The 11,413-nt window shown below is 63.0% G+C and carries 9 protein-coding genes and 6 tRNA genes; 12 read left to right on the top strand and 3 right to left on the bottom strand.

From position 1 onward, the window contains the following. A partial coding sequence (locus tag HP546_RS18225; RefSeq protein ID WP_172228052.1) for an aminotransferase class I/II-fold pyridoxal phosphate-dependent enzyme occupies positions 1-581 on the bottom strand: 581 nt, incomplete at its 3' end. Between the two features lie 288 nt (positions 582-869). Here HP546_RS18225 and uvrB point away from each other — a divergent pair. Next, complete coding sequence (gene uvrB, locus HP546_RS18220) at positions 870-2,885, top strand: excinuclease ABC subunit UvrB (protein ID WP_172228051.1); 2,016 nt, start codon at positions 870-872, stop codon at positions 2,883-2,885. Between the two features lie 80 nt (positions 2,886-2,965). On the opposite strand, the gene HP546_RS18215 is transcribed toward uvrB, so the two are convergent. Next, a complete protein-coding gene (locus HP546_RS18215; RefSeq protein WP_172228050.1) occupies positions 2,966-4,516 on the bottom strand; it encodes an MDR family MFS transporter in 1,551 nt (516 codons plus the stop codon). Next, positions 4,506-5,561, bottom strand: coding sequence for an HlyD family secretion protein (locus tag HP546_RS18210; protein ID WP_172228049.1), 1,056 nt, complete (start codon positions 5,559-5,561; stop codon positions 4,506-4,508). Before HP546_RS18210 ends, HP546_RS18215 begins: the two co-directional genes overlap by 11 nt. A gap of 143 nt (positions 5,562-5,704) precedes the next feature. On the opposite strand from HP546_RS18210, the gene gltX reads away from it, so the two are divergent. The 11 genes from gltX (at position 5,705) to HP546_RS18155 (ending at position 11,291) form a co-directional block, all read left to right on the top strand. Next, positions 5,705-7,186 (top strand): glutamate--tRNA ligase, encoded by a 1,482-nt coding sequence (gene gltX / locus HP546_RS18205; RefSeq protein WP_172228048.1) that lies wholly within the window; start codon positions 5,705-5,707, stop codon positions 7,184-7,186. Between the two features lie 281 nt (positions 7,187-7,467). Next, a tRNA-Ala gene (locus tag HP546_RS18200) sits at positions 7,468-7,543 on the top strand. A gap of 72 nt (positions 7,544-7,615) precedes the next feature. After that, positions 7,616-7,691: transfer RNA gene (locus HP546_RS18195), tRNA-Glu, on the top strand. A 53-nt stretch (positions 7,692-7,744) separates the two neighbouring features. Continuing rightward, positions 7,745-7,820, top strand: a tRNA-Ala gene (locus HP546_RS18190). Between the two features lie 42 nt (positions 7,821-7,862). Next, a tRNA-Glu gene (locus HP546_RS18185) sits at positions 7,863-7,938 on the top strand. Between the two features lie 60 nt (positions 7,939-7,998). Beyond that, positions 7,999-8,074, top strand: a tRNA-Ala gene (locus tag HP546_RS18180). Positions 8,075-8,116: 42 nt separating this feature from the next. Then, positions 8,117-8,192, top strand: a tRNA-Glu gene (locus HP546_RS18175). A gap of 171 nt (positions 8,193-8,363) precedes the next feature. Beyond that, positions 8,364-8,903 (top strand): TetR/AcrR family transcriptional regulator, encoded by a 540-nt coding sequence (locus HP546_RS18170; protein ID WP_172228047.1) that lies wholly within the window; start codon positions 8,364-8,366, stop codon positions 8,901-8,903. A gap of 15 nt (positions 8,904-8,918) precedes the next feature. Continuing rightward, complete coding sequence (locus tag HP546_RS18165) at positions 8,919-9,752, top strand: alpha/beta fold hydrolase (RefSeq protein ID WP_172228046.1); 834 nt, start codon at positions 8,919-8,921, stop codon at positions 9,750-9,752. Between the two features lie 81 nt (positions 9,753-9,833). Beyond that, positions 9,834-10,268, top strand: coding sequence for a thioesterase family protein (locus HP546_RS18160; RefSeq protein ID WP_172228045.1), 435 nt, complete (start codon positions 9,834-9,836; stop codon positions 10,266-10,268). 51 nt (positions 10,269-10,319) lie between these two features. After that, positions 10,320-11,291: a tRNA-dihydrouridine synthase gene (locus HP546_RS18155; RefSeq protein WP_172228044.1), complete on the top strand. Its 972-nt coding sequence runs from the start codon at positions 10,320-10,322 to the stop codon at positions 11,289-11,291. Positions 11,292-11,413: the final 122 nt, after the last annotated feature.

Here is an 11,413-nt window from a genome sequence, read left to right as displayed (position 1 = left end):
TCCAGGCCCAGGTCGACGCCAGTCGGGTTGTGGCAGCAGGCATGCAGCACGACGATAGAACCGGCCGGCAGGCTGTTCAGGTCTTCGAGCATGCCGGCGCGGTTGACGTCGTTGCTCGGTGCGTCGTAGTAGCGGTAGTTCTGTACCGGGAAGCCGGCGGTCTCGAACAGTGCGCGGTGGTTTTCCCAGCTCGGGTCGCTGATAGCTACCACAGCGTTTGGCGAGAGGCGCTTGAGGAAGTCGGCGCCGATCTTCAGCGCACCGGTGCCGCCAACGGCCTGCACGGTGACCACGCGGCCAGCGGCCAGCAGTGGTGACTCGGCGCCGAAGATGAGTTTTTGCACGGCCTGGTCGTAGGTGGCGATGCCGTCGATCGGCAGGTAGCCGCGCGAGGCGTGCTGGGCGGCACGCTGGGTTTCGGCTTCGATCACGGCGCGCAGCAGCGGAATGCGGCCCTCCTCATTGCAGTACACGCCTACGCCCAGGTTGACCTTGTCGGTACGTGGGTCGGCGTTGAATGCTTCGTTGAGGCCCAGGATAGGGTCGCGGGGTGCCAGCTCGACAGCGGAAAACAGGCTCATTGTTACCTTGGCTCTGAATAGGAGTGTGATAGGACGTACACGCTCCAGCCGAATGCACTGAAGCGGTGCACAAACGGGGAGTCAGTATAGTGATACCGACCGGTCACCGCGACACTCTGGCGCACCTTTTCAGACGTTTTGCGCAAATATTTTTCGACCATTGGTCCAATTGCCGTGTCCACCGTAGCAAGCGTTCACAGCTGCGCCTTGAAAGCGCCACCCTAGGGGCGCATTTGGGTATAGACTACTGGCTAAATTTACAGTTGCTGCAACACCGCGAGGTCCGTCATGTCCGAGTTCCAGCTCGTCACCCGTTTTCAGCCGGCCGGCGACCAGCCCGAGGCCATCCGCCAGTTGGTCGAAGGTATCGAGGCGGGCCTGTCGCACCAGACGCTGCTCGGGGTGACCGGCTCGGGCAAGACCTTCAGTATCGCCAACGTCATCCAGCAGGTGCAGCGGCCGACGCTGGTGCTGGCGCCGAACAAGACCCTGGCCGCGCAGCTGTACGGCGAATTCAAGGCGTTTTTCCCCAACAACGCGGTGGAGTACTTCGTTTCCTACTACGACTACTACCAGCCTGAGGCCTATGTACCGTCGTCGGATACCTTCATCGAGAAGGACGCCTCGATCAACGACCACATCGAGCAGATGCGCCTGTCGGCAACCAAGGCGTTGCTGGAGCGACGCGACGCGATCATCGTGACCACGGTCTCGTGCATCTACGGCCTGGGCAGCCCCGAGACCTACCTGAAAATGGTCCTGCACGTGGACCGCGGCGACAAGCTTGACCAGCGCGCGCTGCTGCGCCGCCTGGCCGACCTGCAGTACACCCGCAACGAAATGGATTTTGCCCGGGCCACCTTCCGTGTGCGCGGTGATGTGATCGACATCTTCCCGGCCGAATCCGACCTCGAGGCCATCCGCATCGAGCTGTTCGATGACGAGGTGGAAAACATCGCCGCCTTCGACCCGCTCACCGGCGAAGTATTCCGCAAGCTGCCGCGTTTCACCTTCTACCCCAAGAGCCACTACGTGACCCCGCGCGAGACCTTGCTCGATGCCATGGAGGGTATCAAGGAAGAGTTGAAAGATCGCCTGGCGTACCTGCACCAGGGCAACAAGCTGGTAGAGGCGCAGCGGCTGGAGCAGCGTACCCGCTTCGACCTGGAGATGATCCTGGAGCTGGGCTACTGCAACGGCATCGAGAACTACTCGCGCTACCTGTCCGGTCGGCCCGCCGGGGCGCCACCGCCCACCCTGTACGATTACCTGCCAGCCGATGCCCTGCTGGTAATTGACGAGTCTCACGTCAGCGTTCCGCAGGTTGGCGCCATGTACAAGGGTGACCGCTCGCGCAAGGAAACGCTGGTCGAGTACGGCTTTCGCCTGCCCTCGGCGCTGGACAACCGGCCCATGCGCTTCGACGAGTGGGAGAATGTCAGCCCCCAGACCATCTTCGTTTCCGCCACCCCGGGCCCTTACGAGGCCGAGCATGCCGGGCGCGTGGTCGAGCAGGTGGTACGCCCGACCGGCCTGGTCGACCCGCAGGTCGAAATTCGCCCGGCACTGACCCAGGTGGATGACCTGCTTTCGGAAATCCGCAAGCGGGTCGCGGCGGGTGAGCGGGTGCTGGCGACCACGTTGACCAAGCGCATGGCCGAGGATCTCAGTGATTACCTGGCCGATCACGACGTGCGGGTGCGTTACCTGCACTCCGACATCGACACCGTGGAGCGGGTGGAGATCATTCGTGACCTGCGCCTGGGTACCTTCGACGTGCTGGTCGGCATCAACCTGCTGCGCGAGGGCCTGGACATGCCCGAGGTGTCGCTGGTGGCGATTCTCGATGCCGACAAAGAAGGTTTCCTGCGCTCCGAACGATCACTGATCCAGACCATCGGCCGGGCCGCCCGTAACCTCAACGGTCGGGCCATCCTTTACGCCGATAACATGACCGGCTCCATGCAGCGGGCCATCGATGAAACCGAGCGTCGTCGGGAAAAGCAGATCGCGTTCAACCAAGCCAACGGCATCGTCCCCAAGGGCGTGGTCAAGGACATCACCGATATCCTGGAAGGCGCCACTGTGCCCGGCTCGCGCAGCAAAAAGCGCAAGGGCATGGCCAAGGCGGCGGAGGAGAGCGCCCGTTACGAGGCCGAACTGCGTACCCCGGGCGAGATCACCAAGCGCATCAAGCAGCTCGAAGAGAAGATGATGCAGTTCGCCCGCGACCTGGAGTTCGAAGCGGCAGCGCAACTGCGCGACGAGATTACCCAGCTGCGCGAGCGGTTGATTACCAGCTGATTGCCACGTTATCTGCAATGGCCTCTTCGCGGGCGAGCCCGCTCGCTCAAGCGAAGAGGCCGCTACAGGCAACCGAAAATTCAGTGGGCTTCCCCAGCCTTCAACCCCTGCGGCAACTTGCGGGTCATCAACACCGCTATCATGCTCACTGCTAACCCGATCCCGACAAAGTGGAAGGCATCGTTGTAAGCCATGATCAACGCTTGTTGGTGGGTAATCTCGCTCAACTTGCCCAGCGCCGCACTGTCATTCCCCAGCCGCTCCGCCAGTTGCGCCAACCGTTCCGCCACCTGCGGGTTGCTTGGCACCACCGACTCCCTCAGGTAATCGAAATACACCTTGGTCCGCGCATCCAGCAGGGTGGCCAGCAGGGCAATACCAATCGCCCCACCCAGGTTGCGCAGGATATTGAACAGGCTCGAAGCCGAGCCGGCATCCTGCGGCTGGATATAGGCCGTGGCGATCAGCGAAATGGTCACCATGATCATCGGCTGGCCCAGCGCACGGATGATCTGGATATGGTTGAACTGCGGCCCCGCAAAGTCCGGGTTGAGTACACCCGAGCCGAAGCTGGCGGCGCCGAACAGGCAGAACCCCAGCGCACACAGCACCTTGGGTGAAATCACCTTCATCAATTGCGGCACCAGCGGGATCAGGAACAGCTGGGGAACGCCCATCCACATGATCACCTCGCCGATCTGCAAGGCGTTGTAGCCCTGGATCTGCGCCAGATACAGCGGTAGCAGGTAGATCGACCCGTACAGGCCGACGCCCATGCCCAGGCTGGCGATGCTCGACAGGCCGAAATTGCGGTTGCCAAGGATGCGCAAGTTGATCAGGGGATGCGGCTTGGAAAACTGCACGATGACAAAGGTGATCAGGCTGACCAGCGCAACGCTACCCAGGCCGACGATCAGGTGTGATTCCAGCCAGTCCTTGCGGTGGCCTTCCTCAAGAAATACCTGCAGGCAGCCCAGGCCCAGCCCGAGGGTGAGGATGCCCGCGTAATCGGTGCTTTTCAGCAGTTCCCAATGCGCTTCTTTCTTCTCCAGCCCGTACAGCAGGCCGGCGATCATCACCAGCCCCGGCGGAATGTTGATATAGAAAATGTACTCCCAGCCCCAGTTTTCGGTGAGCCAGCCGCCTAGAGTAGGGCCGATGGAGGGGGCGAAGGTGGCGGTCATGGCGAACATGGCCATGCCTTTGGCGCGGTGGTGTTCCGGCAGCTTGATCAGGGTAAGGGTAAACGCCAACGGGATCAGCGCGCCGCCGGTAAAACCCTGCAGGGCGCGGAACAGGATCATGCTCTCCAAATTCCAGGCCATCGAACACAGCAGTGACGAAAGCAGGAAACCGCCGGAGACCCACACCGCGAGCCGTCGCGCCGACAGCAGCTGCACCAGCCAGGCGGTCAGCGGGATCATGATGATTTCCGCGACAAGGTAGGAGGTGGAAATCCACGAGCCTTCCTCCAGGGTCGCCGACAGCGCGCCCTGGATGTCCTTTAGCGACGAGTTGGTGATCTGGATGTCCAGCACTGCCATGAAGGCGCCAAGCATCACGCTCATTACCGCAATCCAGTCGCGCCGGCTGGGCTCGGCAACAGGCCGCAGCAAAGCGTCACCGGCCATGGGGGCCTTCGTCTTCGCTGCGCAGGTCGACGGTGGCGGTGACCGACATGCCGGGGCGGATCCGCCCTCGCAGCGGGTTGTCGGCGGTGAAGGTCAGTTTTACCGGAATACGCTGCACCACCTTGGTGAAGTTGCCGGTGGCATTGTCCGGCGGCAGCAGGCTGAACTGCGCGCCTGAGGCGGCAAACAGGCTGTCGACCCGACCTTCGACGGGGGTGTCCGGGTAGCTGTCGAATACCAGTTCGGCGCGCTGGCCGGGCTGCATATGGCCGATCTGGGTTTCCTTGAAGTTGGCCTGCACCCAGATGTCTTCGTCCGGCACGATCGACAGCAGGTAGGCACCTGCCTGCACCACCTGGCCATTGCGGGCGTTGCGTTGGCCGATGGTGCCGCTAATGGGCGCGCGGATCTCGCAGCGGCTCAGGTTGAGCTCGGCCTGGGCCAGGTCGGCGCGGGCGTTGGCGATTTGCGCATCCAGGCGCTTGAGGTCGGCGTTCAGGGCGTTCACCTGCTGGCGCTGGCTTTGCAGGTCGGCGCGGGCCTTGTCGACCTGGGAGCCGGCCACGTGGCTGTCCGCCGACAGAGTGGTGACCCGTTCTTCAGAGACATAACCTGGCTTGCGCAGTTTTTCGGCGCGGCTCAGGTCCAGGCGCGAGCGGTCGAAGGTGGCCTGGTTGGCCGCCACCTGGGCCTGGCCGGCAGCGATCAGGCTGCCCTGCTGGGTCAGGCGGCTTTGCGCCTGGGCGTGTTCGGCCTCGCGGGTAGCCAGGGCAGCGCGGGCGCGTTCGATCGCCAGCTCGAAGTCAGCGGCCTCCAGGCGCACCAGCAAGTCGCCTTTGTCGACGTGCTGGTTGTCCTCGACCGGCACCGTGTCGATGCGGGCACCCAGCTGGCTGGAAATGCGGGTAATCTCGCCTTGCACGTAGGCGTTGTCGGTGCCTTCGTAGAAGCGGCCCTTGAAATACCAGTGGGCCAGAAAGGCGAGGGCGATGATGGCCACCAAGGTGAAAAAGATCGCCAGGCGGCGTTTGAGTTGGGTAGGCATGGCGGCTATCGTTGCAGAAATGTAAGCAAATTTAACAGTGGTGCAGGGCCCGTCGACAAGTGACGTTCGCGCCATTGCTGGAGCCCGGTGCCTGCCTCCTGCTAACATCCCGCCTTTGTTTCATCTTTCGTTCGAGACCCTCCATGACCACCGTACGCACGCGTATCGCGCCATCGCCTACCGGCGACCCCCATGTCGGCACTGCCTACATCGCCCTGTTCAACTACTGCTTTGCCAAGCAGCACGGCGGTGAGTTCATCCTGCGCATCGAAGACACCGACCAGTTGCGCTCCACGCGCGAATCGGAACAGCAGATCTTCGACGCCCTGCGCTGGCTCGGCATCGAATGGAACGAAGGCCCGGACGTCGGCGGCCCGCACGGCCCGTACCGGCAGAGCGAGCGTGGCGCGATCTATGCCGAATACGCCAAGCAGCTGGTCGACGCCGGCCACGCCTTCTACTGTTTCTGCACCGCCGAAGAACTGGAGCAGATGCGCGCCGAACAGCAAGCCCGCGGCGAAACCCCTCGCTATGACGGCCGCGCACTGCTGCTGAGCGCCGAGGAAGTGCAGCGCCGCCTGGCCGCTGGCGAGCCGCACGTGATCCGCATGAAAGTGCCGAGCGAAGGCGTGTGTGTAGTGCCTGACATGCTGCGTGGCGACGTCGAGATCCCGTGGGACCGCATGGACATGCAGGTGCTGATGAAGAACGACGGCCTGCCGACGTACTTCCTGGCCAACGTGGTCGACGACCACCTGATGGGCATCACCCACGTGTTGCGTGGCGAAGAGTGGCTGCCATCGGCGCCCAAGCTGATCAAGCTGTACGAATACTTCGGCTGGGAGCAGCCCAAGCTGTGCTACATGCCGCTGCTGCGCAACCCGGACAAGTCCAAGCTGTCCAAGCGCAAGAACCCGACTTCGGTCACGTTCTACGAGCGCATGGGCTTCATGCCCGAGGCGATGCTCAACTACCTGGGCCGCATGGGCTGGTCGATGCCGGACGAGCGCGAGAAGTTCTCCCTGGCCGAGATGGTCGAGCACTTCGACCTGTCGCGCGTCTCGCTGGGCGGGCCGATCTTCGACATCGAGAAGCTGTCCTGGCTTAACGGCCAGTGGTTGCGTGAGCTGCCGGTCGAGGAGTTCGCCACGCGCCTGCAGAAGTGGGCGTTCAACAGCGACTACATGATGAAGATTGCCCCGCATGTACAAGGCCGGGTCGAAACCTTCAGCCAGGTCGCACCGCTGGGCGGGTTCTTCTTCGAAGGCGCGCTGAAGCTGGACGCCAAGCTGTTCGAAAGCAAGAAACTGTCTGCCGACCAGGTGCGCCAGGTCATCCAGCTGATCCTGTGGAAGCTCGAAAGCCTGCGCCAGTGGGAAAAAGAGCGTATCACCGGTTGCATCCAGGCTGTGGTCGAGGCGCTGGAGCTCAAGCTTCGCGACGCCATGCCGCTGATGTTCGCTGCCATTACTGGCCAGGCCAGCTCGGTGTCGGTACTGGACGCTATGGAAATCCTCGGCCCGGACCTGACCCGCTATCGCCTGCGCCAGGCGCTGGACCTGCTGGGCGGTGTGTCGAAGAAAGAAAACAAAGAGTGGGAAAAGCTGCTGGCCTCAATCGCCTGATTCAGCTTTGCACCTGACCTGTGGGAGCGGGCGTGCCCGCGAATGCGGTGTTTGATCTACCATCGCATTCGCGGGCACGCCCGCTTCCACAGGTCCAGCTAAACCCGGAAAAACTAGGACAGGGCGGTAAGTGATTGTTATCTGTGAAAAAACTTTTGAATATTTTCGAAATTTCGTTTGACAGCAGTGCAATCCGATCTTAATATGCGCCCCGTCCACAGCGATGAACGAAAACGAAACGCCAGGCACCCAGCCAGCGATTCGGTTCAAAGCGACATTGTGGGGCTATAGCTCAGCTGGGAGAGCGCCTGCATGGCATGCAGGAGGTCAGCGGTTCGATCCCGCTTAGCTCCACCAAATTCCGCTTGGCAGCTCAGGCTGGCAAGCAAGACCGGGTCCAGCAACCGGGTCTTGAAGGTAAGAAGGTTCGTCCCCTTCGTCTAGTGGCCTAGGACACCGCCCTTTCACGGCGGTAACAGGGGTTCGAGTCCCCTAGGGGACGCCAGTTTTACACAAGCGATGTTTCATTATGTCGCTGGGCCGCGAGGCTAGAAATCCGGGGCTATAGCTCAGCTGGGAGAGCGCCTGCATGGCATGCAGGAGGTCAGCGGTTCGATCCCGCTTAGCTCCACCAATTTTGCCGCGGTTTGCGTAAGCAAGCCGGCACGAAGGTTACGTCCCCTTCGTCTAGTGGCCTAGGACACCGCCCTTTCACGGCGGTAACAGGGGTTCGAGTCCCCTAGGGGACGCCACTTTTCCTGCGTTTTGCAGGGCTTGAAAGGCTCGTCGATTATTGATGAGCCTTTTGTTTCGGGGCTATAGCTCAGCTGGGAGAGCGCCTGCATGGCATGCAGGAGGTCAGCGGTTCGATCCCGCTTAGCTCCACCATTTCTGCCAGGGTTCACGTTAGTGAATCTTCGCGAAGGTTACGTCCCCTTCGTCTAGTGGCCTAGGACACCGCCCTTTCACGGCGGTAACAGGGGTTCGAGTCCCCTAGGGGACGCCACGTTTACCCGCGTTTTGCGGGACTTTAAAGGCTCATTCGCTTATTGAATGGGCCTTTTGTTTTTCTCCCTCGCGAAAATTCCGCTGCCGACGGGCGGCGAGAAAATCTGCTTGCCAAAAAATATGATATGGATAATATTTCGATCATCATATTTTTCCCGGCGACCGCCCCATGAGCGACAAGAAGAGCAAAACCCGCGAACGCATCCTCGAGGCGGCGCGCAGTGCCTTGATCCAGCATGGCCCGGCCGAGCCTAGTGTGAGCCAGGTAATGGGTGCGGCAGGCCTGACGGTTGGCGGCTTCTATGCCCACTTCGAGAGCAAGGACGAGCTGATGCTCGAAGCATTCAGCCAACTGCTGGGTGAGCGCCGTGCCTTGCTTTCGCAGGTCGACCCCAGCCTCGATGGCGCCGGGCGGCGCGCGCTGGCCAGTGCGTTCTACCTGTCGCGCAAGCACCGGGATGCCGAGGTGCATGCCTGCCCGCTGCCGAACTCACTGGCAGAAATGCAGCGCCTGCCGGAAGCCTTCCGTGAGGTACTGGCCGAGCACATCGAGCTGATGGCAGCGGCCATGGTCGACCGCCCCGAGGATGCCGACAAGGCCTTGGCCGACCTGGCCCTCATGGTCGGCGGGCTGGCCCTGGCCCGCGCCTTGGGCACCAGCGACCTTTCTGACCGAATCCTGCGCGCCGCCAAATCGGCAGTGCTGTAACCCTGGAGCATGGCAATGACTACCCTGAGCTGGATTCGTGGCGTCAATGGCACCCTGGGCCGCCTGGCCCCCGAGCACGTCGCTGGCAAGATGCGCCGTGCCTTCATGACCCCGCGCAACCTGCCGCCACGGCACTGGGAATTGCCCATGCAGGCAAGTGCCGAGCGCATTACCTTGCGCTTCGGCCTGTCGGCATTACGCTGGGGGCAGGGGCCGACGGTGCTGCTGATGCACGGCTGGGAAGGCCGCCCCACACAGTTCGCCGCCTTGATTGAAACCCTGGTCCAGGCCGGGCACACGGTGGTGTCGCTGGAGGGGCCAGGGCATGGTCGCTCGCCGGGTGAGCAGGCCAACGTGGTGCTGTTTGCCAGGGCGCTGCTCGAGGCCGCCGCCGAGTTGCCGCCGCTGCGTGCGGTCATTGGCCATTCGATGGGCGCTGCCAGCGTGCTGCTGGCCTTGCAGATGGGCCTGCGCACGGAGGCGGCGGTGAGCATCGCGGGCCCGGCGCGGTTGCTGGGGGTGTTGCGAGGGTTTGCCCGTCACCTGGGGCTGCCGGCGCGTGCACGGGCTGCGTTCATTCGCCAGGTGGAGCGGGATGTGGGCATGCAGGTTGCGCGGCTGGATGTTACCGGTTACCAGCTGGAGCTTCCGGGGCTGGTAGTGCACGCTGCCGATGACGCCCTGGTGGCTGCCGATGAAGCCCAGGTCATTCACAAGGCCTGGTTCGACAGCCGGCTGTTGATGTTGGAGGCGGGCGGCCACCAACGGCTGCTAGCCGACCCGCGCCTGGGTGAAGCCGTGCTCGAATTGCTCGCCAGGGCGGGTGCGCCAGCGCGGCAAAGCGCCTGATGAGCCCGGTAAATCCATCCAAGGGCTGGACTTCCCCTGCCGGTCGCTGCTAAATCGCAATTTTGCGCCAAGGAAGCGAACATGAGCTGGGACCTGGCAACACCCTTCGTCATCGACCTGCGCGTCGGCAGCGAGGATATCGACGGCCTCGGCCACGCCAACAACGCCGTCTACGTGACCTGGCTGGAACGCTGCGCCTGGCGCCATTCCCAGCGCCTGGGCCTGGACCTGGCCGCGTACCGCCGGCTGGACCGGGCCATGGCCGTTGTGCGCCACGAAATCGACTACCTGGCCGCCGGCTATGAAGATGACGAGCTGCAATTGGCCACCTGGATCATCGACTGGGATCAGCGCCTGCGCATGACCCGGCGCTTCCAGCTCAAGCGCCCGCGTGACGGCGTTACCCTGCTGCGGGCTCGGACCACCTTCGCCTGCATCGAATTGTCCAGCGGCAAACCCAAGCGTATGCCGGCAGAATTTGTCGAGGGTTACGGCCAGGCGCTGATCGGCGGCTGAAACGCCGGCAATGTTTGCTAGACTGCCGGCTTTTTCCGCCGAGACCCCGACATGCAAATTGCCCTGGCCCCCATGGAGGGGCTGGTCGACAACATCCTGCGCGACGTGCTGACCCGCGTGGGCGGTATCGACTGGTGCGTCACCGAATTCATTCGCGTGTGCGACCGCCTGCTGCCGCCTTCCTCGTTCGACAAGCTCGCGCCCGAGCTGCGGCGGGGCGCCCGCACAGCCGCCGGGGTGCCCATGCGCGTGCAGTTGCTGGGCTCGGACCCGGTGTGCCTGGCCGACAATGCCGCACTGGCCTGTCAGCTGGGCGCACCGGTGATCGACCTGAACTTCGGTTGCCCGGCCAAGACCGTGAACAAGTCGCGCGGTGGGGCGGTGCTGCTGAAAGAGCCCGAGCTGTTGCACGCCATCGTGCGTGAAGTGCGCCGGGCAGTGCCCGCGCATATCCCGGTGACGTCGAAAATGCGCCTGGGCTTCGACAGCCCTGATGGCGCGCTGGAATGTGCCACGGCACTGGCCGAAGGTGGCTCTGCGCACCTGGTGGTGCATGCGCGGACCAAGGTCGAGGGCTACAAGCCACCGGCACACTGGGAGTGGGTGGCGCGGGTGCAGGACGTGGTCAAGGTGCCGGTGTTCGCCAATGGCGAGATCTGGACCGTGGATGACTGGCGGCGTTGCCGGGAGGTCAGTGGGGCCGAGGACATCATGCTGGGCCGTGGCCTGGTCTCGCGCCCCGACCTGGGCCTGCAGATTGCTGCGGCGAGTGATGGTCGGGATTATCAGCCGATGAGCTGGGATGACCTGCTGCCGTTGCTGCGCGAATTCTGGCGCCAGGCCCAGCACAAGCTTTCGCCGCGTTATGCGCCGGGGCGCATGAAGCAATGGCTGGCGATGTTGACCCGTAGTTACCCCGAGGCGGTGGTGCTGTTTGCCGAGTTGCGCCGGGAAGATGATTGCGCGCGGATCAGTCGGTTGTTGGGGGGGGATGCGCCTTCCTTCGAGGCCTGTGTAGCCTGAGCGGGCCGATTCACCCGCGAAAGGCCAATCCAGAGCAATAATCCAGATTTTTTCTGCTTGCCCCTTGAAAGGATTTCTCTCGGCCATATCTCTTGAGTGCGCGATGCCGAAGTCGGGTCGCG

Source organism: Pseudomonas sp. CM25, assembly GCF_013179705.1.
In the GTDB taxonomy this organism is placed as follows: domain Bacteria; phylum Pseudomonadota; class Gammaproteobacteria; order Pseudomonadales; family Pseudomonadaceae; genus Aquipseudomonas.
The sequence above is the reverse complement of the archived record's forward strand: the minus strand, read 5'-3'. Positions and strand labels throughout refer to the sequence as shown.

Coding starts and splice junctions, on each gene's coding strand:
- HP546_RS18165 (WP_172228046.1), top strand. CDS start 8,919: ATGACTACCCTGAGCTGGATTCGTGGCGTCAATGGCACCCTGGGCCGC.
- HP546_RS18215 (WP_172228050.1), bottom strand. CDS start 4,516: ATGGCCGGTGACGCTTTGCTGCGGCCTGTTGCCGAGCCCAGCCGGCGC.
- HP546_RS18155 (WP_172228044.1), top strand. CDS start 10,320: ATGCAAATTGCCCTGGCCCCCATGGAGGGGCTGGTCGACAACATCCTG.
- uvrB (WP_172228051.1), top strand. CDS start 870: ATGTCCGAGTTCCAGCTCGTCACCCGTTTTCAGCCGGCCGGCGACCAG.
- HP546_RS18210 (WP_172228049.1), bottom strand. CDS start 5,561: ATGCCTACCCAACTCAAACGCCGCCTGGCGATCTTTTTCACCTTGGTG.
- HP546_RS18170 (WP_172228047.1), top strand. CDS start 8,364: ATGAGCGACAAGAAGAGCAAAACCCGCGAACGCATCCTCGAGGCGGCG.
- gltX (WP_172228048.1), top strand. CDS start 5,705: ATGACCACCGTACGCACGCGTATCGCGCCATCGCCTACCGGCGACCCC.
- HP546_RS18160 (WP_172228045.1), top strand. CDS start 9,834: ATGAGCTGGGACCTGGCAACACCCTTCGTCATCGACCTGCGCGTCGGC.